This window comes from Delftia sp. DLF01 (assembly GCF_014852125.1).
In the GTDB taxonomy this organism is placed as follows: Bacteria; Pseudomonadota; Gammaproteobacteria; order Burkholderiales; family Burkholderiaceae_C; genus Comamonas; species Comamonas acidovorans.
The window spans coordinates 256,543-280,357 of record NZ_JACVAZ010000003.1; the positions used below are offsets into that span (position 1 = coordinate 256,543).

The following is a 23,815-nucleotide window of genomic DNA, read 5'->3' on the forward strand; positions in this document are numbered from 1 at the left end:
TTATTTGCAGGTCTGCAGCCGTTTCTTGTAAACCGAAGCCGCCAATTCTCCAACTCCCGTCCCGAACTTTTCAAGCGGATTTTGCTTGCAATAGTTTTCAACCCAAACCAGCATCTGATTCAGGCTAACGCCTGAAAAGATATCGCAAGTGTTTGGCGTCTGGTTATTAAATGCGGTTTGATACCCTGATATAAATGATGCATACCCCATCATTTCGTTTGCGTAAGTCAGAGACCCGTAACCACTAGCCTTTGCGACTCCCATTGACTTCACAAAGTCAGGGCATTCAACTGACCCGACTCCGCCGCCCCTCATATACATTCCATTGGTATCGGCAGCGTTGCTAGCAGGTGGCGCTACAAGTGCGAATACACCAATTGCAGCAAGCAAGATGGCTTTCGCAGACAAAACTGACGATGAAATTTCCAAATATTTCTTCATATAGACCCCCCCCTCAATTGCGGCAATGAAAGTGGCGCCAATGTTACCGCACAACCCATCCTCCATTGACTGGAAAAACTTGTTTCCCCTGTCTACGTGCCTCTGCGCCAGCTCTCACGCGATTGCTGTAGACCTCCGGATTCTGCTCTGCACCATTTGAGCGACCTACTGCGCCCAAGGCGACAGCAGGCACTGAGGTGCGCGCACGCGTTCTCCCGGCAGCAAAGTTCACCAGGCTCTTGCTTGTCACTCCTGCTGCGGAGCTTGCTGCCAGGGCCGGTGTGGCAAGAGCGCCCATCACAAGCAGCGGGTTGCCAGTAGCTATTCCGGAGATCAGGCTCGACAGCCCGCCGATCAAGGCCGTCTGCCGTGCCGTCCCACTCGGATTGGCGAACACCTGAGCCCCTTCCCTACGCAGCGAGGCCATGCGGCCCATCTGCTCCACCTTCTGGCGCAAGCCCGGGAAGCCGGAATTGGCGAACAGCGCAGTGCGCGCCGGCCCGGACATTGCGGCCAGATTGGTCAGGAAGCTCTCTGCGCTGAATGCCTCGCCCATTTCGTTCTGGGCTGAATTGCGGGCACGCCCCAGGCGCTGCAGCACGGCCGCCGTGACCTCGCGGCGGTTTTCCACTGGCATGGACTTCATCAGGCGGCCAATCTGCGTGCCGCCGTCAGCCAGCCCGCTGGTGGCGGCCTTGAACACCTTCTCGGGTGCGTCTCGGTTCACGATGGATTCGAGCTGCTCCAGGCGCTGCATGCTGCCCCGGGTGTACTGGTTGGCCCGGCCCCAAGCCTGTTCCGCCTGGGGGCCGGCAGACTTCGCGGCCTCGCCCAGGTCTTCGCTCAGGGCCGCGTACAGGGCGCGCCACTTCGAGCGCGGCACATCGGCCACCAGGCCGCCGTCGCTGATCTCGTTGCCCACCAGGGTGCGCAGCTTCTTGATCGACTCGTAGGGCAGTTTGCCGTCCACCTCCCCGCGCAGCATGTCGCTCACCTCCTGCTCGATCTGCTGAGGCGTGCGCACAGCGTTGGGCGGCCGGATGCTGGTCATGTCCTTGTCCGACATGACGTGGAACTGGTCCGGCATGTCCCGGATCTGCTGAGGCGTCATCACGGGCTCGAAGTTGTTCATGCCCAGGGTGCGGCGCTCCGCATTGCGCTGTGCTGCGGCGTCGGCCTCCTGCTGCAACGAGATGCGCCAGGCCTTGTTTGCTTCGATGGCCTCGTCCGCCTGCAGCCGCAGATTGCCGAAATGCCGCTGGTTGGCCGCTTCGGCGTTCTGTGCTTCCGCTGTGAGCTGGGCGCGCAGTTGGTCGGCCTTCTCGCGCATGCCAGGGCGCGACAGGATTGCCTCGATGCCCGTGGTGTCGCTCTTCAGTCCACCCTCGATGCCCTGGATGCGGGCATTCTTGAACCACTCCGACAGCGCTGGCGCGCCGGCAATGTCGGCATTGAGGTCTGCCAGCGCGGCCTGCGTGCGCGTGGATGTGATCTGCGTGTTGGCCGGGATGAACTGGTCCAGCTTCTGGTACAGCTCTGCCTGGGTGGCCTTGGTGCCGGCCTTGAAGGCGTTCACGCCCTTGGTGATGGCCTCGCCCGCGCCCCATCCCGTGGCGTCCGGGGCCAGCTCCTTGGTGATCTGATTCACGCTGTCTTCCAGGGCCTGCGCCTGGGCAACGCCGCGGCGTGCCAGGATGCCGGAGCCGCCGGGCACGTTGGACAGCATGGTCTCAGCAGCCTGGATGCCCCGGGACTGCGTGGCCTGGCCCAGCGTGGGCGTGATGCCCGCTGCCTTCTCGAAGGTGTCGATGTTTTCGACCATCTGCTGCCGGCCGGCCTCGCCGCCCCGAAGAGCGCCGCGCACCGCAGCCTTGGCGGCAAACGGCGCTACGGTGGGCGCCAGGGCGCCGGCAATGCCTGCTGCCATCTGGGCGCCTTCACCGCCGCCGGCCTCGCGCGTCAGCCCGGAGGCGCCGCCACCCGCTGCAGCGCTTCCCAACTGGACAGCAGGCTCTGCAGCCAGGATGCCGCCCACGGCGCGCGTCACGCCAGAAGTCGCCGTCTCAGCCAGCTTCTTGCCCAGCGCCACCGTGCCGCCTGCGCCGGCCACGGCCGAGGCGACATCACCCACCACGCGCTCGGTCGCTGTTTCGGGCTTCGGCAGCCCGGCCTGGGTCATCACGTTGTCCAGGGCCTGGGCCTGCTTCGGGAAGCGGAAGCCATTTCCCTCGCCGCGAACCAGGTCCAGGCCGGCATTGGCCACGCTCCCCACTGCATCAGCAGCCATGGCAGGCAGGGAGGCCAGACCCGTGACCGCTGCGCGGGCAGTCAGGCCAGCCTGGCGGCCCAGCTCCTGGCCAACGCTACGCGGTTGCGCCGCAGGCGTCGCAGGCGCGATGGGTGCAGCAGCAGGCGGCGCGGCCGGCGCCGAGGCAGTGCCAGGCTCATCCAGCGCTCCATCGAAAGGGACAAGGTCAGGCGGTGCGCTGGGCGCTGCTGGAGTTGTTGGTGCATCGAGTTCGCCAGTGAAAGGGATGAGATCCATATCAGCCTCCACGAGCCAGGAAGCGCCGCCCCTGCTCATCTTCGTAAACAGGCCGTCCGCCGGAGGTGCCGACCTGTCGCGTAGCGCCGGTAGGCTGGCCGACAGGGGTGGAGGCTGGCGCGGGAGCTGCTGCAGGGGCTGGCGCGCTGGCAGGTGCTGCAGCAGCGCGCTTGGCCTGCGCAGCCTGCACGCGCTGCGCCAGAGGGCTGGTTTGGGTGCTGGCCAAGGCCTCGGGAGAGGCGTACTTGGCATTCAGGGCATAGATCTGCTCCAGCGCGGCCTGGCGCGTGCTGGTCGGCAGCGTGGCGTCGCCGATCTGGCCCGCCATTTCCCGGTAGAGCTGCACGTCCTTGTCGGACTGCGGTCCGCTCATCTTGGGCATCTTGCTGATCAGGCTGCCCTGCAACACCTTGAGCTGCGCGGCGGCGTCGGCACCCGGCGTGCTCAGTCCCATGCCGCGCGCCAGCCCGTCGAAGGCCGCGCCGCCATAGCTGCCGGTGGCGGACTTGAGCAGATCGTCTGCCTGCGTAGCCAAGCCCACCACATCGGAAGCGTCCTTCGTCTGCTGTTGCAACTCCTTGCCCAGGCCCTGCTGCGCCTTGATTTGGGCGGCCTGCACCGTGCCGGCGGACTGCAGGGCCTGGCGGTTCAGTGCCCCCTGGTTTTCCAGTGCCTGGCGTTGGAAGGAGCCGGTGTCAGCCAGCTGCGCCCGTGCATTGGCACCGGTCTGTTCCATCCCCGTGCGCCGCGTGTTGCCGAGATCGGACAGTAGGGCTCGGGCGTTTGCACCCTGCTGCTCCAGCTGAGCCTGCTGGAGAACGGCAGCGCGCTGGAGAGATGCGGGGTCACGGCCCACGCTGCGGTCAAATGCCCGCTGCGCGCCCAGCTCCGAAGCCACGATGCTGGGGGCGCGACGGATGCCGAGGGTGCTACCGGAAAGGCTCATGGATGGCCCTGCCGCAGGCGCAGCGATCTGGCCGCTGGCGCGCAGACGCGACAGGGACTCCAGTTGCGAGCGGGCATCAAGCCCATCGGCAGCACCCATGCTCTGCGCAGAGATGCCGTTCGTGGTTGCGGATGGCATGTCCCCCAGCAACTGCTGGGCCGCCCCGACACCGATGCCGACAGGCGCGGCGCCAGCAGGCAGCGTGGTCACCGAGCCGCGAGGTGCTGCGCCATTGATGGAGATGTCGCCGCCGATGTTCATGCCGGAATAGCTGTTGCCTTCGCGCGACACATTCGACAGCTGCGCAGCAGCGGACGTGGGCACGGCGTTTTCGGGCTGGTTCAGCGCTGACAGATTGGGAGGCCCCATTGTCTGCCCGGCGTTGTAGCGCCCGTACTCACTGGAGGCCTGTGGCGGACTGGAAAGCGCAGCGGCTGCAGATCCTGCGGGCGGCGTAGCGGGCGGCGAGGCAGCGCTGGAGTCGCCAGAATTGGCCATCCCCAGCAGGATTCCGCCGCCAGCGGCTGCTGGCGCGTATGGAGCGGCGACCTTTGCCGCGCTGCCAAGACTGGAAAGAGCAGAGGTCACCGGCGCGGACTGCGCAGCTGTGGCCGCCGCGCGAGAGAGTGTTCCTGCAGCCACGCCGCCACCGTACATGGCCCCGCCACCGCCACCGGGCAGCGCCGACAGCGTGTTCATGGCGTTGCGGCCAAATTCGGTGTTCAGGGGGTTGCTCTGGGAGCCGTCTGGCATGGGCGCGGCGCGCTGGCCATCGGTCGGAATCTGGCTCAGGAGGTCGGCGGCGCCTCGCCGCTGGCGGTCGTCGGTTGTTGCCATGGAAGGGCCTTTCGTCTGTACTGCCACCAGTCTCTGCGCCAGCCCTTCCAAGGCCAAACCCTACAGGGGGTAGATTTGCCCGGTCTCTACCAGCGAAAGCGCACCACGGGCGGCCGACGGTCGCGCTGCTTGCGCTGCACATTGGCGTCCGGCCTGGCGCCGAAGGAGCGCTCGAACAGGGCCAGCGATACAGCGGCCTTGTCGGGGTTGAACACCTCGGAATCCTGCTTGAGATAGGCCCGGTGGTAGACCCAGTCCAGTAGCCGCGTGTGGAAGCGCTCGTGGATCTCGGGCTGGCCCCGGCAATCGTCTGCACTGAGCGGCTTCAGGGCGCCACGGACGACCGTCAGCGCGATGGCTTCAGCCTCCACGGGGGTGGGCACCAGGCGCAGTTGCGGCATGCCCCGGCCGTTGGCCTGCTCCAGCAGGAACTGGCGCGGCACACCCTGGCGCGCCTCCCACGCGGGATGGGTGCAGTCCAGTTCTTCGACGCTGGTCTCATGCAGGGGGCGGCCTCGCAGGGTCAGCCGCTTGATCTCCAGCACGCTGGGGTGCAGGAGATAGGTGGATTTGCCGGGCTCCAGGGTGATGGAGCACACGGCGGGGGTGGTGCGGTCTTCCAGGAGTTTGGCGCGCTCGCAGGCCTCCTGCACGGCCTCGTTGAGATGAAAAACCACCTCCTCGTCCGTCCAGAACTGCTTTTTGACAGTGTCGTCAACGGTTTCCCGGAACCGCTGGATGAACTCCTGGACCCGCATGGCGTGCCTTTTCAGTCCGTGCCGGCCGCGGACACGATGGCCCAGGCAGCATCCACTTCCTCGCGGGTCACAGCGAACCCCAAGCGGCCCTTCAGCTTGACCAGGTTGGGCTTGCCTTCGCCGGTGAAGTCGCCTTCCTCGCCGCCGTCCAGCATCGCCTGCAGGGCGGCCTGAATGGCCTGGGGACGGTCGGCGACCGGCGCGCCAACGGTGCCATTCAGCGCCGCGAGCGTCTCTTCGGCGCCAGGGATGCCCACGGGGACAGCGCCACGGGCAATGGCTTCGCGGCGGAACATGGCTGCGACGTCATTGCCCTCGGGCGTGATCACCACGGTGTGGCCGGAAGTGAGGCCGATCTGCAGAGGTTGATCGGTAGGAGAGCGGAATTTCATGGTTCAATCCTTCAAAAGGCCCGGCAGCACGCGGCCGCCGGGTAAAGGGCCCTTACAAGCCCTGGCCACCGAGAAAGAATCAGCGCTGCGTGAAGGCCGAGCGGCCTTGGACGTAGTACTGGATGGAGATGCGTGCCTGGCCGGCCGTGGCCGCCGCACCAGCCTGGGCCAGCAGCGCCTTCAGGCTTTCGGCCACCGTGTGGCGGAAGCCAGTGATGGTCAGTGCGGTGCGGCCCGCAGTCTTCAGGTCGATGGGCGCGGCGGTGTAGCGGTCGTCGTCAGCCGTGTCGCCCAGCTTCAGCGTGGCGCTCGTTGCCGAGTTCCAGGCGGTCAGCACGGTGACGTCGCCGCCGACCAGGATGGCGCCACCAGGCAGGTCAATGGCGCTTTCCGCCGTGCCGTAGGTCGTGGGGTCGCCGAAGTTGATCAGCAGGCTGGCAGAAATCAGTTCCTGCCGGCCGGCGTTCTTCTTGATAGGCATGGGATGCTCCTTTTCAACATCAGGGAGAGGGAAGGAGCGGGGCACACAGGCCCCGCCCGGGGGCCTGCTTACTGCAGGTAGTGGTCAACCGCGATGACGCCGAAGTCCTCGACGCTGCCGTCAGCGATGCTGAAGAACTTGGGCTTGAGCAGGCCCATCATCTTGTCGACGTTGATGCCCTGCTGGTTCTCGTAGTCGAACAGCTTCTCGACCCAGCCAGGCGCACCCAGGTCGCACATGCCCAGGGCCTGCGCACCGCACAGCAGGGTGCGGGTGCCGTTGACCGTGCCGCCAGAGCCCCACTTCGAGCCGGATGCCGCGCCCTTGGTGTTGTAGACCTTGTTGTGCTCGTGAATCACGGCACCATCCACCGTCACCGAGGCGCCCGTGAACCAGGGTGAATCCGTGCCGGCCTTGGTGGCCACGGCCACGACCGCGCGCTGGTAGTCGGGGTCCTTCTTCAGGGCCGCCAGCGTGCCAGGGGCCACCAGCAGCACGAAGTACTGCTTGCCGCCGTCCATCAGAGGGCGCACATAGTGCTCCTTGGCGTAGGCGATCAGGTCCACGATCATCGTGTACTTGGGCACGAACGAGGTGGTGATGGAGCCCGTGTTGGACGCCTGCAGGCTGGTGCCATCCCACATCAGCGAGCGCTTGGAGGTCGGCGCGGACACGTCCGCAGCAAAGTCCAGCGTGGGGAAAGGAGAGCCGACACGGGGCGCGCCATTGGGCTTGAAGGCGTAGCTGATGCCCGAGAGGGTCAGGAAAGCCAGCTGGTCGCAGCGATCCGCCAGCCAGTACGCCAGCTTGTCGCGGCCCTGTTCCCGGAAGTTGATCACCGAACCCTGATCAGCCAGCTTGCCTTCGTTGCGCACAGAGTGCGACAGCTGATCAATGGTGATGATCTGGCTGTACGACTGCATGGCTTCTTCATTGCCCTCGCGCTCGTTGTCGCCCGTGACGCCGTCTTCCACCAGGTCGGCGACCAGTTGGATGATGGCCTGAGTGCCCTTTTCGGTCTTGGTCAGCTCCTTGATGACCTGGATCATCGCGTTCTGGTTCGAGCCCATGAAGCGCTTGATGAACATCTGGTCGCGGGCTGCGGACCAGACGTCGCGCGACCAGACCAGCTTTTGCTGGGGGGTGAGTGCCGCAAAATTCGTCTGCATAACATGCTCCAAAGAAGTGTTGAACTGCTCGGGACATGCGCCGCCCTATTGCGAATGCATGGCTGTTGGCCGCCAAGGCGCCAGGTCGTTTACCGTCCGACCATGCAGACGAGAGCACCCTGGAGAGACGCCGGCAGGTGGGTGAGGCCTGCCGGCCCTGGTTTGGCGATCAGTCGCCGCGCAGCCTGCGCTTCTCGGCCTCGGGCAGCTTGTTGAACTGCTCGTCGGTGAGCTGCGCCACGTTGATGCGGCCGGCTTCCGCCCGCTCACCAACGCCGCCGGACAGAGGCGCGGGCTGGGCCAGTGAGGCCTTGGCGCCGCGCTCTACCGCTGCTGCTGTACGCAAGTCTGTCTTGGGCTCGCCCTGCGGCAAATCCTTGGACGGGGGTTCGCCCTGGCCGGCCGGCGCGAACTTGGGCGCAATGGACTTCACGGCGGCCCGCAGGGCATCGAGCGGGGCCATGCCGCGCGCGATCTTCCCGTCGCGGGCTTCGACAATCAGCAGCAGCGCCTCTTTGCCTTCTTCAGTGTTCAGGTAGGGGAAGGCCTGCAGCGTGGCCTGGGACTCTGCTGCCAGCGCATCCGCAGTGGCGCGGGCCTGGTCCTGCTGACGCTGCTGCTCAACCTCGTGGCGCGCGTCCGCGGCGGCCTGCTCGCGGACATGGGCATTGATGGCGCGACGGATGCCTGCCGCCTTCTTGGAGTCGCCTTCCATCAGCGCGGCCACGTAGGCCTCTTCCTGGGCGTCCTCGTCGAATTCGGCGGCGGGCGCCGGTGCTGCAGCGGGCGACGGGGCGGGTGCTGCAGGCGACTGGCCAGCGCGCAGGCGCTCCAGCTCTGCCTCCGCAGCCTCAGCCCGGGCCAGCGCAGCCTTGCGCCCCTCGTTGACCTCGTTGAAGCGGGCCTTTGGGATGCGCTCGCTCTGGCCGGCGCCGTCGTCGTCAGGATTGGGTGCGGCCGGGGCAGCAGCAGGCGCGCCAGCACCACCCTCCCCTTCGCCCTTGTCGCTGGCCACCAGGGCCTGCAGCGCTTCGGTGCTCACGCCCGGGTCCACGACATCGCCGCGATCCTCGGGGGTGATGTTCTCGGGTTCGGCGACGGCCGTGCCGCCAGTGTCGGTGCCGTCATCGCCAGCGGGGGCCATGTAGCGGGCCAGGAGCTTCTTCAGCATCGGATTCATGGTGTTTTCCTTCTCGGTGGTGGTGCGTGGTGGTTACTTCTTGTCGGAGTCCAGCAGAGACTCGATCTCGGCCAGCTTCTCGCGCGCCTTTTCCATGGCCGCCTTGAAGCGCTTGGAGTCCTTACGGATCTCCTCGGCTTCGGCCAGGGTGCGCATGTCGCTCTTGGCTTGCCAGTCGTCCTCGCTGGCGTCCATGGAAATGCTCTTGCCCATGTCGTGCTCCTTCAGGGTTGCAGGCCGTCTGGGCCCGGGGTTTCGATCCCATGCATCAGGCCTACGGCCGGATTCGCTGGGGTCAGGGGGTTGGTGTTGGCCTGCGGCTCCGGCGCTGGGCCGGCGTCAGGACCTGGCAGCGCGGCCTGGCCATCTGGCGAGGCCACGATGGGCGCCGCGTTGTGGTCGATGGAGCCAGCGGACAGCAGGAGCTGGTCGGCCGATTCGGCAGCGCCGGGGTACTGCAGCAGCGACAGGGCGGTCTGCGTGGAGCTGAAGTAGCCCTCGACGTTGGTGTTGACCGTCTCGGCGCCCAGCTTCGTGGTCTGGGCCTCCGTGCGTCCAACTTCTGCCTCGGTGCGGCGGGCCTGAGCGTCATACAGCCTTGCCTGTGCCTCGGCGCGCGGGTCCACGGGTTGCTGCTGGCCCTCCATGCCGGCCAGGATCTCGTGCTTGTCGGCCAGGCTGCTGTAGCGCAGCACCGTGGCGTCCGGGATACGGATGCCGGCCTGGCGCATCTCTAGCGCCTGCTGGAACTGGCTGTTCTCGAAGGTGACCTGAATCGGCTGCTCGCTGATCACCACGTCGTACTCGCCCACGGTGACGTCGTTCAGGTAGGCGCCAGTCATCGGGTCGAACTTGTTGATCTCCAGCACCTCTTCTTCCGGCTTGCCCGTCAGCGGGTCCGTCTCAGTGATGCGGAAGATGCGGTGGCTGTCGTAGTAGCGCTGGATCAGCTTGGTGATGCGGCCGGCCAGCAGGTGGCGGGTGTAGGCGAGGTTGTCCAGCGGCACGGCCAGCTGCTGCTGGGAGGCGAACTGCTTGGACTGGATGGCGATGCCGGAGGTCTCCGGTCCCTGGCTGCCGCGCATAGCCTCGGGGACCGTGACATCCTTGAGGGCGCGGTCGGCGCGGTCGATGATGCGGTCCACGCCCGTGGGCACGGTGTTGGGCTGGATCTTCTGGGGAGCCTTCTTGTTTTCGGCGTACTCGATGACCAGGCCCGTGGTGGCCCCCATGGTCTCCAGTTCCTCGGTGTCCATGTTGGTCAGCGAGTTCTGCTCCACCATCCAGCCACCATTGGCCGAGCTGTTGAGAATGTGCACGAACTGAGAAACGGCCTTGTTGATGACCTCCTGCGGGCCGATGGCGTTGTCCACCATGCCGCGCGTCTTGCCGCGCCGGAAATAGCCGAAATACGGCACCACGGTGAAGTGGTCATAGGGGCTGTAGTCGTCGTGCAGCACCTTGCTCCACGTGCTTGCCGTCCACTTGATCCGGCGGCGCATACGCTTGGCCTGCACGGCGCCCTGGCGCAGGGCGTCTGCAATGGAGTCCTCGGCCAGCGAATCGACCATCACGACGTCACCGGACATCGGATAGACCAGGCACTGCGTCAGCTCATAGACCCACTGCTGGCGGTCGATGATGCGGTAGCGCCGGAAGCCGTGGCCGTCCTCCTTGAAGGCGTCGTAGATGCTGCCCCGGCTGAACATGCCGAACTTGCTGCGCTCCGTCTCGTCGTCGAAGTCGCCGAAATCGGGGCTGCTGTCCTGGCTCTCCTCGACCTTGGTGCGCGCGGCCTTTCCATAGCGCTGCTCGATCTCGTCCAGGGTCAGCCAGCGCGTGATGATGACGTCGCCCCACTGGTCGGGGTCGTAGGCCTTGGCGTCCGGATCGGGGATCACGTCTCGCGGATCGAGGGCCGCGATGGCGATCTCGCCCTTGAAGTTGCGCTCGAAGTCCATGCGCAGCTCGTAGTAGCCGCGCTGCTCGACCAGGCCATCCCCGAAGACCTGCGTTTCCACCCAGTGCAGCTTGGTCATGTCGGCCACCTGCTTGACCACCTTCGACAGGATGGTGGCCACCTCCAGGTCGCCCATGGCGCCCCGCGGCTTGTATGCGATGTCCATGCGGTTGTGGATCTGGTAGCCGATGGCGCTGTTCACGCTGGCCATGATCTCGTTGAACTCGTAGTGGGGCCGGCCCTCGCTGTCCAGCAGGGCCTTGTCAGCAGCGCTCCACTGCTCACCGCCGCCCAGGTACATACCCTCGCAGCGCGCGGCGTTCTCCGTGTATTCCTTGTGCCCCCGGTCCTTGCCGCAGAGGTAGCGCGCCCAGTTCTCGCGGGCGACTTCGTCGTTCTGTGCTGGTGCTGTTGCCATGGCTTCTTACGCGGCTTGCGCCGATCCTCGGTTGCGCCGGGAAATGCCCAGGCGGTCGCGCCAGCTCTTCGCGGGCGTTGCGGTGGTGCTGGCGATGGGGCTGGCGAAGGTCAGGAGCAGGGAGTCGGCACAGTCCGGGCTCGGCAGGCCCCGGCCCTTCATGTCGTCCTTGCTCTCGATCGAAATGCGCATGCGCTTGTCGTAGCCGTACTCGGGAGATGTGAGGTCGGTTTCCAGCTCGGGATCGCTGGGCAGGCATCCGCCCTCTTCCAGCCATTCCTTACCGGCCGCCCAGAGTTCTGAGCGCTTGTTGCAGTAACGGGCCTCGGTCAGTGCCCGCTCGGCAACCTGGACGGCATGGATCAGCCGGCCGAATCCCATCTGGCGCAGCCGGTCGATAACACCCCACCCCATGCCTGTGGCGTCGATGAACACGGCATCAGGCTTGAATTCGTGGATCTCGAGGGCAACCAGGTCGGCAAGCCGCATGAGGTCGGGCTCGCGCAGCTTGCGCTGGGGCCAGACGTGGTTTCCCTGGCGCCGCGTGAACACCGACTGGTCATCGCCATGCCGGGCCACGTCCACGCCCAGCACCTTGGCGAAGTCCTGGTAGCCCTCGGCCTTGCGGCGCTGGGCCGCAGCCACAGTGTCCAGCCCGATGAACTGCAGGCTGCCAGCGCGAGGGAAGACTCCACGGACGCGCACGCGCACGAAGTCGTGGTCCTCGCCGTAGTCGTCGATCCACTTCTGGATCTGGGCCTTGTTGGCCATCTTGGCCGTGCGGCTGTCCACCTGGCGCGTGATCCAGCGATGCTTGAACTTGCCGAAGCACTGTGCGAACCGGCCTGTGGTCTGGGTGGGGTTGCCGAAGGCCAGCCACATGGCGCCGGGCGTGGTCATGGCGCCCTCGGTCACTTCCCAGATCTTGTCCGCGATGGCCGAGGCCTCATCGAAGATCACCAGGACGTGCCTTTCATGGGTGCCGGCGAAGGCCTCGCTGTTGTGCTCGGTCCAGGGGATGGCCGCCGCAAACCAGACCTCGGGATAGAGGACGTGGTTGAACTTCGTCGCCGACCAGTCGAACCAGTGGGCGTTGATGCTGAGCTTGTGCCACTTCGACAGCTCGCGCCATGTCTTCGTGGTGAGCTGCGTCTTGGTGTTGGCGGTGACCACCACCTGCGGAAAGTCCCGCGTGCTCATGAACCACAGAATGATCCAGGCCACCAGGCCGGTCTTTCCGATGCCGTGGCCGCTGGAGACAGCGATCTGGATGGCGGTCTGCACGTCGGCGCCGTCCAGCAGTGCGGCGCGGATCTCGCCCATGACGTCGCACTGCCAGCTGTCGGGCCCGGACTGGTCAGCCAGCGGCGTGCCGGCCTGGCCCCAGGGGAAGGCGTAGCGCACGAAGCCCTCGGGGTCGTCGAAGAACGCCCCGATGTCGTCCACCAGCTGCGCCTCCAGCTCCGCCGGGCGCGCCAGCCGCGATTTAGCGGTTTGCAGCTCGGGCGCGGGCATTCAGCAGCCTCTCCAGGAACTCTTGATCGCCACCCTCGCCGCCCCCGCCTTCGTCGCGGATGCCGTAGGCCTGGCGCTCCATGTCCACCAGCTTCTGAAGGCTCTCGACCATCATCTTCATGGTCTTGGAGCGCTCCGGCAGGCTGATCACGGCCTCGAGCAACTCGGCAAAACGGTCGCGCCCAGGCTTCTCGTTGGGGGCCACCACGGCCGCAGCCAGCTCCTGCAGCTTTGCCAAGGTGGCCGGGTCGGTCTGCTGCTCCAACTCGTCCATGAGCCTGTTCATGAGCCGCCGGGCGCGGTGCACGTCCTTGCGGTGGCCCAGCCGAACGTCAGCCACGGCCTGGGCGTTGGCGTCGATGACTGCCCGTTCACGGACTTTGGTATCCGTGGATACCTCGCTGGATACCGCTGCCTTGGATACCAACGCATCGGCCTTGGCCTGGATCTTCACTTCCAGGTCCCGCTCCCATCCATCACGCTTGGCGCGCTTGTTGATTGCGCCGTGGGTGATGCCGTTCTCGTCGGCGATCTGGCGGAGGGTCTTGATGCCGGCCCGGTAGTCCAGCTCTATGCGCTCCCAGTCAGGGGAGCGGGGGCCGGGGGCTTGATCGGGAACTGCGGGAGTGGAAGGCATGCCCGGAGTCTCCCGGGCGCGCGTCTTTTAGGCGAACCCTACTGGGGGGACTTTGATGTCGCGTGGATGTACTCCGTTTTCAGTCGAAGCAATTCCGCCATGGCCTCCATGATGATGAGCGTGACCCAGTCATCCCCGGAGGAATCCCGATATTTCGTCCCATCTGGCCTCATCCATTCGAGTTCATTGATGCGCACAGTAAGAAGTCTGCAAGATTCTGTGGCGTCATCGGGCGATTGTCCATAAAAGACTATCCATCCCGCCAGACCTCCACGTGTGTCCAGAGCGTGAAAGCTCCTCATCTCCAACAGCCCGACCTCTGTAGAAATTTTCACCGAGTCAATTGGCGCATCACCAAGGGCCCCACTTCGAATCAATGTATATACCTTACTCTGCTGCTGCTGCTGCTGCTCCTCCTCCTCGTCAACAAGGGCTTTGTAGAACCTAGCTTTCGCAGCGTCGATTCTCTTTAGCTTTGATGGGAAAGTACCATCAGTGATTACATTCATGAAGTTCTCGATTTTTGTCATTACTTATTTCCTGTTAAATAAAGAATCGACATGCTAACCCAGCAGGCGTACTGGCAATCAAATTGTTGCACCACTCATCACTCATGTCAGTCATCGCACTAGGCCATCGTAGCAATAGGTTGTGCAGCATTTAGTAATCGTCAACCGACTGCAACGTGACGCATCCAATGCGACCAGGCATTTTGATCTACTGGATCATCGCCCCCGCCAGTAGGTCCATCTGCGGGCTGGGCTCCAGCCTGCGCCCCTTCAGCGCTTTCACCTCGCCTTCCAGTTCCTTGATGCGCGCGGCCATCTCGCGTCGCTGGGCGGCCACCTGGAGCTGGAGGTCTTGGGCCAGCAGGCCGACGTCGTGCTGCAGTTGCAGGTTGCTGTGCTGCATTGCGTTGCCTTGGAGTCGGATAGCGATGTTGCGCAGTTCGCGGGGCCAGAGCCGCAGTTCTTGGTCGCCGATCTCGATCAGGGTCATGCCGTCTTCCAGATCGGTGATGGACACCGGGCGCGGCGCCCCGGGGCCCTTGACCAGCTCATAGACGCCATCGGTGGTCCGGCGCAGGATGCCGTCCTCGCTGATCATCCGGGAGACGTGGTCGTCGATGATGTGATAGCTCTTGCCGGTCAGCTCCATGAGCCGCTGGCGTGTGATGTTCTGGCCCAAATGCGCCATCTCCTGGATGTGATCCCAGATGATTTCGCGTGTGGTGCGTTCGTCGTGCTGTGGCGTGGTGGTGGTCATGGCGTTCTCCCGGTAAACTGCGATTGCTCAGGTCACAGGACCGGGATCGCCCGCCTCGCGCGGGCTTTCCTTTATCCAGGCCGGATCTGCCGGAACTTCAGCATCTCCTTCATCGACCAGTGCGCGGCCTCCACGGCGATGCCGTTGCGGTCGATCTCCAGCAGCTGGTCGAACACCTGGGCAGCTTGCCGCGCGATTTCCAGCTCTGGCTGCGTCAGTTGGACCTTCCCCCAGCGTGCCCAGCGGGCGCACACCGGCTCGTACAGCTCCAGCTGCGCGTTGACGGCCTGGGCAGCCTCCTCGGTCAGCGGCTCGCCATCCTGCTGGAGCAGCCACATCATTCGGCTGTAGGTCGTGCCGGTCTCCATCCAATCGAGAAGAACCGCAAAGGTGGCACCGCCCTGGGCGATGGTCTGCAGCAGGTCGTGGTGCACGAGCTTGGCTTCGAGCTTTGTGGATTCGGCCAGCTTCGGGCGCCTGAACTTGGGCAGCTGCGCTGGCGCGCGGTGTTGGTGGTGGCGCTTCATGGCCGGTCCTCCCAGGGCTTGAAGGAGACACCAGCCTCGGCGCCGAAGGCATAGAGCCATTCCACGAAGCCCTTGGCCAGCTTGTCGGTGAAGTTCTTCGTCTGCGTGCCCAGCACCACGACCTCGCCGCGCAGGCCGCGTCCCATGCGTGCCTCGCCGAAGCGGGCCCACTCGTCGCAGAACTGGGCATCGCGCAGGGTATCCAGGCGGAAGGCGCTGATCAGGATGCGCTTGGCGTCGTCGGTGTCGGCCAGGTCGCCGCCCACCTGGGCGCTGATCTGGTTGATGAGGCTGTGGAAATGGCGGCTGTGGCGCTCCTGCCGGCGCTCCGGGCGGATCTCCAGCACCAGGCGCTTGCCGTCGGCCAGCCAGCCCTTGGCGCGCCGCCACGCGCTGGTCACGGCCACATGGGCCTGCTCGGTGTCCTTCAGCAGGATGGTGAGGTGTTCGCTCATTGGTCTTCCTTCCAGAGGGGCAGGCGCGCTGGCCAGAGGCCGCGCTGTTGGATCGTGTGGCGAGTGATGCGGCCCCATTCGAGGCCGTAGGCGCGGTGCCCTTCCCTGCCGCCTTCCACCAGGCGGTAGTTGTCATAGGCCACGTGGCATCCCTCGATGTCGGGGCGCGTGCAGCACAGGGGGAAACCTGTGCGGTCGTCCGTCTTGAGCGCGAAGCCCTTGCCCAGGTTCAGGTGGGCGTGCTGGCTGAAACCGTGGATGCCGCAGGAGATGCACGGCAGGCTGGCCACGGCGCGGCGGTAGGCTTCGCAGGTCAGGATCTCGGCCTTGGGCTGGGCCTGGCCGGTGGCGGAGCCCATGGTCACGGTGCTGGAGCAGGCCATGCCGACCGTGGCGCGGGCGCTGGCCAGGGCGCGGGCGGCACGCTGGGCCAGGCGCTCTTCGCGGTCCTGTGCTGGCGCTGCAGCTGGCCGGCGGCCGAAGGGGCGACTGGTCAGCGCGGGCATAAGGCATCCTTCGCGCCGGCGGCTTCCAGCTGTTCAATGCGCAGCTCCAGCGCGGCGATCTTCTTGCGAGCCTCGCCCAGCAGGCCCATCTGCTCACGGTCCCAGCGGAGCATCGCGCGCAACGCTTCAGCCGCCTTCTTGGCGGTGTCCTTGTGGATCTCGCAGTGGTTGGCCCACATGGGATCGGCGGCAGCCATCTCCAGGGCCTGGGCGGAGATGAGCGCGGAGGGTTTTCCGTACCTGCTCATGCCAGCGCTCCCAGCAGGTCGCCCTGCTCCGGCACGGGCGTGGCCACGGCCAGCGATGTGATGGTCACGACCAGCTTGCCGCCCTCGACGGGCTCGCCGCGCTGGGCGTTGATGCTGCGCACCCAGCGGTCGTCCTCGATGGCCACGCCCTTGAGCGCGTCCAGCAGCACCTTCTGGGCGTTGTCCAGGTCGATGCACTGCACGGTGTCATCCCAGGCTATGGGATCGCGCTTCGCCCGCTGCGCCCAGTCCTGGGGCCGGTGCGGGTGCAGGGTGTAGGCGATGGCCACACGGCCTGCGATGGGGCTGCGCACGCCAGCGGCCTTGGCCAGCCAGCCCACGCGCTCCTTGAAGGCCTTGGCCTCGGTGCTCACGTAGGTCATGGCCATGCTGGTCGTTCCCTTGCGGATCACGCGGGTCTGCCAGTAGCGGTTCGCGCTGATGGGGTATGGGAGAGTGAGGGTGATCATGGGTGGGGCTTTCACTCGAAGTCGGCCGAACGGCCAGGGGTGGTGCTCGGCCGGGCGCCGTACCAGTTGGAGAAGGTCAGGAGCGGGCCCGTGTACTTGACGTCGATGTCGCCGGTGGCGCCGCCGCGCTGCTTGGCCACACGGATGACGCCGTAGTAGCGCCAGGCGTCGCCCAGGCTGGGCTTGTGCTGGATGGGTCGATGAGCAAACAGCACGATGTCGGCGTCCTGCTCGATCTCGCCGCAGTCGCGCAGGTCGGACAGGATCGGCATGCCGTCCACGCGCTTCTCCACCTCACGGTTGAGCTGGGCCAGCAGCAGGATCGTGATGTCCAGCTCCTTCGCCAGCTTCTTGAGGTTGCGCGTGATCTCGCCGAGCTGGGTGGTGCGGTTGTCCTTCGGGTTCGCGCCTTCCAGCAGGCCCAGGTAGTCGATGATCAGCAGGCGCAGGCCGTGCCGGCGCTTGAGCGCGCGGGCCTTCGTGCGCACGGTGTTGATGTTGTGGCCGGTCTTGTCCGTCACGTAGAACGGCCGGGCCTTCACGCGCTCGGCTGCCGCCACGACGGCGGCGCCCTCTTCGTCGGTCAGGCGCTTGGGCAGCCGGATCTTGCTGTACGAGACCTCTGCCTCTGAGGCGATCTGGCGCTCGTAGAGCTGGATGCGCGGCATCTCCAGCGAGAACATGGCGCAGGTCTGCTTGAGCTTGGAGCCGTGGCTGCCGATGCCCAGGGCCAGCGCTGTTTTGCCCATGCCAGGCCGGCCGGCGATGATGACCAACTCCCCGGGCCGCAGGCCGCCGTCGAGCCGGTTGTCCAGGTCGGCCAGGCCTGTGGGCATGAACGGCTCCTCCACGCCGCTGGCGCGCCGGTCCAGCTCCTGCAGGAACTCGTCCATGCCTGCGGAGGCATCGACCCACTCGTCGCCCGGGCCATCGGACACCAGGCCGGCCAGCTGCGCCGAAACCTGCTCGATGCGGTCCCCAATCGGCAGCGCGTGGTCGCGCGCCAGCTCGCGGGCCTTGTCCACCACGCCCAGCAGCTGGCGGCTTTGGGCACGCTCCCGGACGATTTCGGCGTAGCGCCGGGCAGACGAGCCGGAGACGGAGCCGGCCTGCGCCAAGTCGTTCAGGTAGGTCAGCTCCACCGCGCAGCGCAGCTGCTCGTACACGGTCAGCGGGTCCACAGCCTTGGCGGCCACGGCCAGCGCGGAGATGGCGCCGTAGATCGCGCCGTGGGTCTCGTCGGCGAAATCCGCAGGCTGCAGGATGTCGCCCACCACGTCGTACAGGCCGCTGCTCAGCAGCAGGGAGCCCAGCACGGCGTGCTCAGCCTCGAAGCTGGCCAGCGGCATCGCGGTGGCGCCGTCGAAATCTTCGTCCAGAGGGGGCATGGAGCGGGCGTTCATGCTGCGACCTCCTGCGTCTCCTCGATGACCTTTTTCCGGCCACGGCTCGACACGAGGTATTCGATCGTGCAGCGCCAGTTCTGGTGCTCAGCAGAGCGGAAACCGCGACCCATGATGAAGTCGTTGCTGCGGGCACGGAGGAAGTAGCCGCGCAGCCAGGCCAATGCACCTGCAGCGTCGGTGGCACGGGGCTGGCCGTCCTTCTTCGGCACGGTCAGCACCCACTGCCAGATCTCGGCCAGGGCCTTCTCCCGGTCCTTGTCCATAACCCGCACGCCGGGCAGCTCGGGCAGCACCTCGTGGTACAGGTCGACAATGGCCTGCTTCGGGCAGGTCGGAAGCCTCGCTTTCGACAGAGGAGCGTTAGCTCCTTCTTTAAACCCCGAAGGTGAAGAAGAAGATGAAGAAGAAGGGGGGGGTTCTTCGAAGCCTAGAAGGGGGGTAGTTTCGTTTCCAGCAAGGGGGGTTTCAGAACCCCCCTTCGGTTGAGCAGGACGCCCCCCTTTCTTTCCATGAGAAGCCCCCTTCGCGCCGTGTTCTGCGCCAGTCTTTCCACCAGCAGCACGGGCGTTTCGGGTGATCTCGTCCTGCACCATGCGCTTGGAGAACAACGCCCCTTCCTCCGTGCGGCGGGCCACGCCAGCGTCCAGCAGTTCGGAGACCAGGCCCTCGCATTCCTTCACGGAAAGGCCGACCTGGCGACCCAGCTGCGCGGTGTTCATGGGGCGGCCGTTGACCATCAGGTGGCCGTAGGGCTCACATTCGTGTGCGATGCACATGGCGTTGATCCACAGGCCTTGAGCGGCCATGGAGCACGACTGCAGCTCGACATCCTTGCGCCAGTCAGCAGGGTAGAACTGGAACGCTGGGCGCTTGGTTTTCTCGGCGGTGTCGGTCACTGTGCGCGCCCTTCTTGTTGTTGTGTTTCGGTGGCCAGCGCACACGCCATATCAGCCTGGCGCTCAGGCGAGCGGCGGCCGATCAGCGCATACATGGCCTTCTTGCCCTGATCGGCACAGCGGCGGTACATCAGGTTCTTGGTGCGCTCGAACGCCAGCATGTCGGCGCTCATCAGCAAGGCCTGGGCCTGGATGCGCAGCTCCAGCTCCTGGTCTGCGAGTGGCATGGAAACCGGCGTGGGCGCGAAGTCCACCACCAGCATGGGCTGGGGCGGCTGGCCATCGACACCGGCAAAACGGATCTGGATGTTCATGCCGGCTCCTGGCCCTGCTCCGATTCCTGCAGCAACGGATTGATAGGCGCCAGGGCTACGGTCATAGTTGCCCTATGCCATTGCTCAGACGCCCACGCCTCCAGGATCTCGTTGATGACCATGTTCCGGCTCGCGCCCGCGTCGGTGTGGCGGATGCGGTGGTTCACCTCGGCGTCGATGACGTCCATGGTGAATTTGCGGACCGTCGCGCGCAGGTCAGTGCGGTCCAGTTCAGGGTTGCGACTGCGCGCGAAGGCAGGCTGCTGTTGGTTCATTTCTCGGTCCTGGCTGTGGTGGTGGAGGACTGCGAAGCGGACGAATGGGACGTCAGCCGCAGGGAGCTGGATGCGTTGCTGTACGGGCTGGCGCAGCGGCGGGCTGGGGGTGTGGGTTGAGACATGGGCAGCACCTCAGGGCTTGGCCAGCGGGCGGTATGCCCAGGCATGGGCGATCAGGGAGGCGGGCAGCGCAGTCAGTACGATCAGCGCTTCGTCAACTGCTCCCAATGCGCCCAACATGAAGGCAATCACCAGGTGGCCAACCAACAAGATGTCAGCCGCGTACCGGCGCAAGCGCTTCGTGCGCGCCGCCTTCATTCGGGCTTGGAGCCGGATACTTTCCCTGGCTTCGGCATTGGTGGTGCTGTTGTTCTTCATGAAGCCCACCGCGTCAGGAATTGCCATTCAGGCGTGCTACGTGCTGGTCGCCGTTGGCTACCTGTGGACGGACGTGCACTACGGATCAGAGGGGCTGCGCTTCCGCTACGAGAGCCGGAAGTCGCCACGGGGAGAGCGCGGCCCATACCTGGAGCTGTAGGCATCAGGCACCTCCGTTCTGCTGGGGGGCGCCGAAGTCGCGGCCCATGGCGAATAGGCGTGCGGCCTCTTCAGGGGTCAGGCGCAGCTCGGAGAAGCCCACCTTGATGACGACGCGGTCGTCGAGGTCGGTGATGGAGATGGCGCGCGGCGGCAGAGATGCCGGAGCTGTGTAGCTCGCGCTCTGCATTGCCGCATAAGCCGTTTCGTGTGCAGCAACCGCAGCAGAGGCTGCTGCCTTTTCCGCTGCCATACGAACCTCAGCTGCGCGCCACTCGGCCATCCGGGCATCCCAGATGCGGTCCATTCGCTTCATCCTCAGCTTGGCCTGCCACGGCAGACGCCCGAAACGGCGCGGCATGTGCGGCTCAGGCATGGCCGGGCTCCTGGGCTGGGGCCGGGGCTGCAGATGGCAGTTCGGGAAGTTTCCGTTCGCCGAGGTCAACGAGGCGGAAGTAGTCCAGAAGAGGCTGGATGGTCTGCACGCCGGGGTTGTCTCGGTCGTTGCAAGCGATCTTCCGGGGCAGCGTTTTCGCTACGCCGGCATCCGCCGCAATCAACTCCCAGCGCGCGGCGCCCGCCTCGCGAAGACGACGCTTGAGGAAAGAGATGATGGGTTCCATGGCTGCCGAGCATAATCCCAAATTTGGGACAGAGTCAATCCCATTCCTGGGATACAGCCTTCGGCACACTCGGAGGATGAGTTCGGAACCACGACACATCCTTGCCAAAAATGTGCGCGCGCTGATGCAGGCCAATCCACGTCTCGGAACGATCGTGCGACTGTCGGAAGCCTCTGGTGTATCTAAGGGGGTGGTCGAGCGGATGACCAAGGCCGAAACCAACACTGGCGTTGATCACTTGGCTGGAATTGCGCGCGCCTTTCAAATACCCACATGGGCCTTGCTCTCGGAGGAGTTCGATCCATTGAGCGGAGTGGGCACGTCGCCCTGGCCATTCGAGGACATCTCTCCACAGCAATTTGCCGCGCTGCCAGACCGGCGAAAAGGGATGATCGAGGCCAAAGCTATGGACGTCTATCAGGAGTGGGAAGCTTCGAAAAAGGATGGGGCTCCATAGATTCGCTGACGCTCGCCCCAAGAAGTTCAAAACCGAATGCCCGCACCAGCGGGCTTTTTTGTGCCCCCGCAACACCCGAGAACACCCTGCAACACCCAATTGCGGGAAAAAATTTGCACCTAATTCCCAAATTTGGGTTGACTTGCATCCCACATTTGGGAAAGAATTCACCCCAACGACCCAGCCACCTGCTCCCGAGCAGGCCAAAGCTGCAAGTCGCCAGGGACTCAGTCCCGGGGCGCCCGGATGCAAGCCAATCCTCCGGTGAGGGTGGAACCCAAGAGCAAGAAAAACCAGCGGCGTGGGTGCGTCGCGATTGGGCCCGCAAGGGTCCAAACCTCAGCGTCTTCCGAGAGGGTGCTGAGGTTTGATCAAGGAGCAAAAGATGAAGGAACCACTGTCCGCCCAGATCGCGCAACTGACCATGAAGCGCGAGCAAAACAAGCTGGAGCTGTTCGAGAAGGAGGCGCTGCGATTGCGCAATAAGGAGCTGTTCTTCGTGCACGGCGAATCCACACCAGCGCCGGAGCGCATTGCGCTGGACAGCGAGATCGCGCACCTCGAAGCCGACCGGCAGCGCACGAAGGCGGAGTTGCTGAAGCTGAAAAGACAGGCGCAGGAGATGCGCGAAACGAAGTTGGTGGCCCTGCTGATTGAAGCACTCAATGCCAACGGTCTGCAGGCGGAAATCGAAAAGGCGCGGGCCGCCGCAGATGACGCCCTGCGGCACGCCCATTTGTTCGAGGCCTACACCGCGCAGATCTGACCACCGCCCGCCCCGAGCGTCATCGGGGCAAACAAAAGAGGCTTCTCGATGAGGGAGGCCTTTTCTGTTTCCGCCACCACCACAGGAGAAACCACCGTGAACCACACCCTGGACAAGATCGCCATTGCCTCGGGCACCGCGCCGCAGAGCGGGCAGCAGGACAGCCTGCCGCAAGGAGCAGGCGCTGTAATGGCGATGCGAGAAGAAGGCATCACCCAATTCGTCGCCCGGCTGCCGACGCCAATGCACCAGGAACTCAAGAGGCTGGCCAAAGCAGCAGATCGCAGCCTCAACACAGAGATCGTCAGGCGCCTGGCCCAGACCCTGGGCGAGGACTTCGCCGCAGAGCAGCCAGCTGCGCAGCCGGTGCTGGCCGAGATGCTGTCCCAGATGCGCGTGCAGACCGACTACATGTGCGAGCTCTTGGAGCTGGCGCGCGACGCTGCCAATCCCGATTGAGCGGATTGACAGCGGGATCGAAACGTCCCGGCCAAGTGCCGGGGCCATCACAGATAGGGAATGCGCAGGCTGATGCGACAGAAGGAACCTCGGGCGGATAGGACAAACGGGTCGCAACCGTACCTTGTAACGCCGCCAAGCCGGAGATCAGCACCGGCCCCTATCTGTGATGGCAAATCGTGACGGGTAGTTGCCCACCCGCAAGCGGTGAGAGTCCGCCAAACCGTCAATAGAAGGGAAGCCGGGGCGAATACGGCATGCCATCATCCATACCCTGGCCACGGGGTCGCAGAGGCCTCGCAAGCCGCAGCAGGTGGAAGCCCTGCATCTTTTACTTTCCGTTCACATTTGCTCGGCCGAGTGCAGGGTATCGTGGACGCAATCAGTTTCACGCCGAGCCTGGGTTCCTCCTCCCTCCCTCTCTAATTCCCAGGCACGCCTTCAAGGCATCGGCACTTTGTACCAAGGCCCGCAGCTTCAACGCTCGCGGGCCTTTTTCATTCCCGGCCCGCAGCGGCCACCACCACAGGAGATTCAGCCATGCTGATGACCGCCAACCCCAGCGCGGATGCGGAGCGCTGGGAGAACGAGATGGACCGCCGCGCCGCTGCGGCCGATGAAGACAGGGCCCGCGCCATGCAGAAGCTGCAGCGCGCGGCGGCGTTCATGACGCCCACGGACTGGTTCCACGAGCGCATGCCCGGACCGTTCGGCTTGCCCATGTCGTTCGACGAGATGCTGGCCGAGGCCATCGCCGACGGTGACCATGACAGCATCACGGCACTCGGCGCGCTGATGGTCAGCCAGCCGGCCCTGCAGCTGCGCACCGCCGTCATGGCCCACATCGCCAACCGCTATCCGGAGGGCATCAATGCTGCCTGATACCCGCCCTCCCATTCAGCTCCAGCAGCTGCCACGCCGCAAGAAGCCCGCCCGCCAGCGGGCTTCGCTGCTTCTGGGCCTTGTCCTGGGGCTGGCTGCCCTGGTGCTGGCCCTGTCCGGCTGCAGCGCCGCGGACGCGGCGCAGGACAGTGCTAGCCCCGCCGAGCTGAAGCGCGCTGCCGCTGGAGCTTGGCTCTGCCCGGGTATGCATGCGCAGTGGCTCAGCGACACCCAAGTTCAATGTTTGAAGGAGCGGCCATGAGCCAGACCCTGACCTACCAACAGTTGCAGGAGCAGCGCGACGAGCTGGCCCAAATGGTGCGCGAAGCCTGCCAAAAGCTGGACTGCTGCCTGCCAGCCGGCGGCCAGTTCTGGCTGAAGCGCGTGAACGAGATGCTGCCGCAGGAGGACGCTGAAGCATGAACGCCCTCCTCCACCTGTTCCTC

32 protein-coding genes are annotated in these 23,815 nt (G+C 65.1%); 5 read left to right on the forward strand and 27 right to left on the reverse strand.

Annotation, left to right across the window (positions count from 1 at the left end):
- The 27 genes from IB269_RS16405 to IB269_RS16535 all read right to left on the reverse strand — a co-directional run bounded on the left by IB269_RS16405 (position 1) and on the right by IB269_RS16535 (position 20,805).
- Positions 1–441: a hypothetical protein gene (locus tag IB269_RS16405; protein WP_192367692.1), complete on the reverse strand. Its 441-nt coding sequence runs from the start codon at positions 439–441 to the stop codon at positions 1–3.
- A gap of 43 nt (positions 442–484) precedes the next feature.
- Positions 485–2,728: a hypothetical protein gene (locus tag IB269_RS16410; RefSeq protein ID WP_192367693.1), complete on the reverse strand. Its 2,244-nt coding sequence runs from the start codon at positions 2,726–2,728 to the stop codon at positions 485–487.
- Between the two features lie 41 nt (positions 2,729–2,769).
- Positions 2,770–2,955: a hypothetical protein gene (locus tag IB269_RS16415; protein WP_192367694.1), complete on the reverse strand. Its 186-nt coding sequence runs from the start codon at positions 2,953–2,955 to the stop codon at positions 2,770–2,772.
- Positions 2,956–2,987: 32 nt separating this feature from the next.
- On the reverse strand, positions 2,988–4,769 hold the full coding sequence (locus tag IB269_RS16420) for a hypothetical protein (RefSeq protein ID WP_192367695.1): 1,782 nt from the start codon (positions 4,767–4,769) through the stop codon (positions 2,988–2,990).
- Positions 4,770–4,855: 86 nt separating this feature from the next.
- On the reverse strand, positions 4,856–5,527 hold the full coding sequence (locus IB269_RS16425) for a DUF6682 family protein (RefSeq protein WP_192367696.1): 672 nt from the start codon (positions 5,525–5,527) through the stop codon (positions 4,856–4,858).
- Positions 5,528–5,538: 11 nt separating this feature from the next.
- Positions 5,539–5,919, reverse strand: coding sequence for a hypothetical protein (locus IB269_RS16430; RefSeq protein WP_192367697.1), 381 nt, complete (start codon positions 5,917–5,919; stop codon positions 5,539–5,541).
- A 79-nt stretch (positions 5,920–5,998) separates the two neighbouring features.
- Positions 5,999–6,400 carry a hypothetical protein gene (locus tag IB269_RS16435; RefSeq protein ID WP_192367698.1) on the reverse strand — a complete coding sequence of 134 codons (402 nt, stop codon included), beginning with the start codon at positions 6,398–6,400 and terminating at the stop codon, positions 5,999–6,001.
- A 68-nt stretch (positions 6,401–6,468) separates the two neighbouring features.
- Complete coding sequence (locus tag IB269_RS16440; RefSeq protein WP_192367699.1) at positions 6,469–7,569, reverse strand: N4-gp56 family major capsid protein; 1,101 nt, start codon at positions 7,567–7,569, stop codon at positions 6,469–6,471.
- Between the two features lie 169 nt (positions 7,570–7,738).
- A complete protein-coding gene (locus tag IB269_RS16445) occupies positions 7,739–8,749 on the reverse strand; it encodes a hypothetical protein (protein ID WP_192367700.1) in 1,011 nt (336 codons plus the stop codon).
- Between the two features lie 33 nt (positions 8,750–8,782).
- Positions 8,783–8,962 (reverse strand): hypothetical protein, encoded by a 180-nt coding sequence (locus tag IB269_RS16450; RefSeq protein ID WP_192367701.1) that lies wholly within the window; start codon positions 8,960–8,962, stop codon positions 8,783–8,785.
- An 11-nt stretch (positions 8,963–8,973) separates the two neighbouring features.
- Positions 8,974–11,127 (reverse strand): genomic island protein, encoded by a 2,154-nt coding sequence (locus tag IB269_RS16455; protein ID WP_192367702.1) that lies wholly within the window; start codon positions 11,125–11,127, stop codon positions 8,974–8,976.
- A gap of 6 nt (positions 11,128–11,133) precedes the next feature.
- Entirely contained in the window at positions 11,134–12,642 is a 1,509-nt protein-coding gene (locus tag IB269_RS16460; RefSeq protein ID WP_192367703.1) for a terminase, read from the reverse strand.
- Complete coding sequence (locus IB269_RS16465) at positions 12,614–13,279, reverse strand: hypothetical protein (protein ID WP_192367704.1); 666 nt, start codon at positions 13,277–13,279, stop codon at positions 12,614–12,616. Before IB269_RS16465 ends, IB269_RS16460 begins: the two co-directional genes overlap by 29 nt.
- Positions 13,280–13,317: 38 nt before the next feature.
- Positions 13,318–13,809, reverse strand: a complete 492-nt coding sequence (locus IB269_RS16470; protein ID WP_192367705.1) for a hypothetical protein — start codon at positions 13,807–13,809, stop codon at positions 13,318–13,320.
- Positions 13,810–13,996: 187 nt separating this feature from the next.
- On the reverse strand, positions 13,997–14,545 hold the full coding sequence (locus IB269_RS16475) for a hypothetical protein (RefSeq protein ID WP_192367706.1): 549 nt from the start codon (positions 14,543–14,545) through the stop codon (positions 13,997–13,999).
- 71 nt (positions 14,546–14,616) lie between these two features.
- Positions 14,617–15,072, reverse strand: coding sequence for a hypothetical protein (locus tag IB269_RS16480; protein WP_192367707.1), 456 nt, complete (start codon positions 15,070–15,072; stop codon positions 14,617–14,619).
- A complete protein-coding gene (locus tag IB269_RS16485) occupies positions 15,069–15,527 on the reverse strand; it encodes a recombination protein NinB (RefSeq protein ID WP_192367708.1) in 459 nt (152 codons plus the stop codon). Before IB269_RS16485 ends, IB269_RS16480 begins: the two co-directional genes overlap by 4 nt.
- Positions 15,524–16,033 (reverse strand): hypothetical protein, encoded by a 510-nt coding sequence (locus tag IB269_RS16490; protein ID WP_192367709.1) that lies wholly within the window; start codon positions 16,031–16,033, stop codon positions 15,524–15,526. Before IB269_RS16490 ends, IB269_RS16485 begins: the two co-directional genes overlap by 4 nt.
- Positions 16,021–16,230 (reverse strand): hypothetical protein, encoded by a 210-nt coding sequence (locus IB269_RS16495; protein WP_192367710.1) that lies wholly within the window; start codon positions 16,228–16,230, stop codon positions 16,021–16,023. Before IB269_RS16495 ends, IB269_RS16490 begins: the two co-directional genes overlap by 13 nt.
- Positions 16,231–16,277: 47 nt before the next feature.
- Positions 16,278–16,751, reverse strand: coding sequence for a RusA family crossover junction endodeoxyribonuclease (locus tag IB269_RS16500; RefSeq protein ID WP_192367711.1), 474 nt, complete (start codon positions 16,749–16,751; stop codon positions 16,278–16,280).
- A gap of 11 nt (positions 16,752–16,762) precedes the next feature.
- Positions 16,763–18,154, reverse strand: coding sequence for a replicative DNA helicase (locus IB269_RS16505; RefSeq protein ID WP_192367712.1), 1,392 nt, complete (start codon positions 18,152–18,154; stop codon positions 16,763–16,765).
- On the reverse strand, positions 18,151–19,053 hold the full coding sequence (locus IB269_RS16510) for a hypothetical protein (RefSeq protein WP_192367713.1): 903 nt from the start codon (positions 19,051–19,053) through the stop codon (positions 18,151–18,153). The genes IB269_RS16505 and IB269_RS16510 overlap by 4 nt, the downstream gene beginning before the upstream one ends.
- Positions 19,050–19,367, reverse strand: coding sequence for a hypothetical protein (locus IB269_RS16515; RefSeq protein WP_192367714.1), 318 nt, complete (start codon positions 19,365–19,367; stop codon positions 19,050–19,052). The genes IB269_RS16510 and IB269_RS16515 overlap by 4 nt, the downstream gene beginning before the upstream one ends.
- Entirely contained in the window at positions 19,364–19,642 is a 279-nt protein-coding gene (locus IB269_RS16520; RefSeq protein ID WP_192367715.1) for a hypothetical protein, read from the reverse strand. Before IB269_RS16520 ends, IB269_RS16515 begins: the two co-directional genes overlap by 4 nt.
- A gap of 135 nt (positions 19,643–19,777) precedes the next feature.
- Positions 19,778–20,050, reverse strand: a complete 273-nt coding sequence (locus IB269_RS16525; protein WP_192367716.1) for a hypothetical protein — start codon at positions 20,048–20,050, stop codon at positions 19,778–19,780.
- Positions 20,051–20,186: 136 nt separating this feature from the next.
- Positions 20,187–20,558, reverse strand: coding sequence for a hypothetical protein (locus IB269_RS16530; RefSeq protein WP_192367717.1), 372 nt, complete (start codon positions 20,556–20,558; stop codon positions 20,187–20,189).
- Positions 20,551–20,805 carry a hypothetical protein gene (locus IB269_RS16535; protein ID WP_096916516.1) on the reverse strand — a complete coding sequence of 85 codons (255 nt, stop codon included), beginning with the start codon at positions 20,803–20,805 and terminating at the stop codon, positions 20,551–20,553. The genes IB269_RS16530 and IB269_RS16535 overlap by 8 nt, the downstream gene beginning before the upstream one ends.
- On the opposite strand from IB269_RS16535, the gene IB269_RS16540 reads away from it, so the two are divergent.
- The 5 genes from IB269_RS16540 (at position 20,804) to IB269_RS16565 (ending at position 23,792) form a co-directional block, all read left to right on the forward strand.
- A complete protein-coding gene (locus IB269_RS16540) occupies positions 20,804–21,262 on the forward strand; it encodes a helix-turn-helix domain-containing protein (RefSeq protein ID WP_225614163.1) in 459 nt (152 codons plus the stop codon). The genes IB269_RS16535 and IB269_RS16540 overlap by 2 nt on opposite strands.
- Before the next feature lie 385 nt (positions 21,263–21,647).
- On the forward strand, positions 21,648–22,028 hold the full coding sequence (locus tag IB269_RS16545; RefSeq protein WP_192367719.1) for a hypothetical protein: 381 nt from the start codon (positions 21,648–21,650) through the stop codon (positions 22,026–22,028).
- Between the two features lie 96 nt (positions 22,029–22,124).
- Positions 22,125–22,487 (forward strand): Arc family DNA-binding protein, encoded by a 363-nt coding sequence (locus IB269_RS16550; protein WP_318652166.1) that lies wholly within the window; start codon positions 22,125–22,127, stop codon positions 22,485–22,487.
- A gap of 540 nt (positions 22,488–23,027) precedes the next feature.
- Complete coding sequence (locus tag IB269_RS16555; RefSeq protein WP_192367720.1) at positions 23,028–23,369, forward strand: hypothetical protein; 342 nt, start codon at positions 23,028–23,030, stop codon at positions 23,367–23,369.
- A gap of 258 nt (positions 23,370–23,627) precedes the next feature.
- Positions 23,628–23,792 (forward strand): hypothetical protein, encoded by a 165-nt coding sequence (locus IB269_RS16565; RefSeq protein WP_192367722.1) that lies wholly within the window; start codon positions 23,628–23,630, stop codon positions 23,790–23,792.
- Positions 23,793–23,815: the final 23 nt, after the last annotated feature.

Excerpts from the sequence above, each read along its gene's own strand:
- IB269_RS16405 (WP_192367692.1), bottom strand. The coding sequence starts at position 441 with ATGAAGAAATATTTGGAAATTTCATCGTCAGTTTTGTCTGCGAAAGCC.
- IB269_RS16410 (WP_192367693.1), bottom strand. The coding sequence starts at position 2,728 with ATGGCTGCTGATGCAGTGGGGAGCGTGGCCAATGCCGGCCTGGACCTG.
- IB269_RS16415 (WP_192367694.1), bottom strand. The coding sequence starts at position 2,955 with ATGCACCAACAACTCCAGCAGCGCCCAGCGCACCGCCTGACCTTGTCC.
- IB269_RS16420 (WP_192367695.1), bottom strand. The coding sequence starts at position 4,769 with ATGGCAACAACCGACGACCGCCAGCGGCGAGGCGCCGCCGACCTCCTG.
- IB269_RS16425 (WP_192367696.1), bottom strand. The coding sequence starts at position 5,527 with ATGCGGGTCCAGGAGTTCATCCAGCGGTTCCGGGAAACCGTTGACGAC.
- IB269_RS16430 (WP_192367697.1), bottom strand. The coding sequence starts at position 5,919 with ATGAAATTCCGCTCTCCTACCGATCAACCTCTGCAGATCGGCCTCACT.
- IB269_RS16435 (WP_192367698.1), bottom strand. The coding sequence starts at position 6,400 with ATGCCTATCAAGAAGAACGCCGGCCGGCAGGAACTGATTTCTGCCAGC.
- IB269_RS16440 (WP_192367699.1), bottom strand. The coding sequence starts at position 7,569 with ATGCAGACGAATTTTGCGGCACTCACCCCCCAGCAAAAGCTGGTCTGG.
- IB269_RS16445 (WP_192367700.1), bottom strand. The coding sequence starts at position 8,749 with ATGAATCCGATGCTGAAGAAGCTCCTGGCCCGCTACATGGCCCCCGCT.
- IB269_RS16450 (WP_192367701.1), bottom strand. The coding sequence starts at position 8,962 with ATGGGCAAGAGCATTTCCATGGACGCCAGCGAGGACGACTGGCAAGCC.
- IB269_RS16455 (WP_192367702.1), bottom strand. The coding sequence starts at position 11,127 with ATGGCAACAGCACCAGCACAGAACGACGAAGTCGCCCGCGAGAACTGG.
- IB269_RS16460 (WP_192367703.1), bottom strand. The coding sequence starts at position 12,642 with ATGCCCGCGCCCGAGCTGCAAACCGCTAAATCGCGGCTGGCGCGCCCG.
- IB269_RS16465 (WP_192367704.1), bottom strand. The coding sequence starts at position 13,279 with ATGCCTTCCACTCCCGCAGTTCCCGATCAAGCCCCCGGCCCCCGCTCC.
- IB269_RS16470 (WP_192367705.1), bottom strand. The coding sequence starts at position 13,809 with ATGACAAAAATCGAGAACTTCATGAATGTAATCACTGATGGTACTTTC.
- IB269_RS16475 (WP_192367706.1), bottom strand. The coding sequence starts at position 14,545 with ATGACCACCACCACGCCACAGCACGACGAACGCACCACACGCGAAATC.
- IB269_RS16480 (WP_192367707.1), bottom strand. The coding sequence starts at position 15,072 with ATGAAGCGCCACCACCAACACCGCGCGCCAGCGCAGCTGCCCAAGTTC.
- IB269_RS16485 (WP_192367708.1), bottom strand. The coding sequence starts at position 15,527 with ATGAGCGAACACCTCACCATCCTGCTGAAGGACACCGAGCAGGCCCAT.
- IB269_RS16490 (WP_192367709.1), bottom strand. The coding sequence starts at position 16,033 with ATGCCCGCGCTGACCAGTCGCCCCTTCGGCCGCCGGCCAGCTGCAGCG.
- IB269_RS16495 (WP_192367710.1), bottom strand. The coding sequence starts at position 16,230 with ATGGCTGCCGCCGATCCCATGTGGGCCAACCACTGCGAGATCCACAAG.
- IB269_RS16500 (WP_192367711.1), bottom strand. The coding sequence starts at position 16,751 with ATGATCACCCTCACTCTCCCATACCCCATCAGCGCGAACCGCTACTGG.
- IB269_RS16505 (WP_192367712.1), bottom strand. The coding sequence starts at position 18,154 with ATGAACGCCCGCTCCATGCCCCCTCTGGACGAAGATTTCGACGGCGCC.
- IB269_RS16515 (WP_192367714.1), bottom strand. The coding sequence starts at position 19,367 with ATGAACATCCAGATCCGTTTTGCCGGTGTCGATGGCCAGCCGCCCCAG.
- IB269_RS16520 (WP_192367715.1), bottom strand. The coding sequence starts at position 19,642 with ATGAACCAACAGCAGCCTGCCTTCGCGCGCAGTCGCAACCCTGAACTG.
- IB269_RS16525 (WP_192367716.1), bottom strand. The coding sequence starts at position 20,050 with ATGGCAATTCCTGACGCGGTGGGCTTCATGAAGAACAACAGCACCACC.
- IB269_RS16530 (WP_192367717.1), bottom strand. The coding sequence starts at position 20,558 with ATGCCTGAGCCGCACATGCCGCGCCGTTTCGGGCGTCTGCCGTGGCAG.
- IB269_RS16540 (WP_225614163.1), top strand. The coding sequence starts at position 20,804 with ATGGCTGCCGAGCATAATCCCAAATTTGGGACAGAGTCAATCCCATTC.
- IB269_RS16535 (WP_096916516.1), bottom strand. The coding sequence starts at position 20,805 with ATGGAACCCATCATCTCTTTCCTCAAGCGTCGTCTTCGCGAGGCGGGC.
- IB269_RS16545 (WP_192367719.1), top strand. The coding sequence starts at position 21,648 with ATGAAGGAACCACTGTCCGCCCAGATCGCGCAACTGACCATGAAGCGC.
- IB269_RS16555 (WP_192367720.1), top strand. The coding sequence starts at position 23,028 with ATGCTGATGACCGCCAACCCCAGCGCGGATGCGGAGCGCTGGGAGAAC.
- IB269_RS16565 (WP_192367722.1), top strand. The coding sequence starts at position 23,628 with ATGAGCCAGACCCTGACCTACCAACAGTTGCAGGAGCAGCGCGACGAG.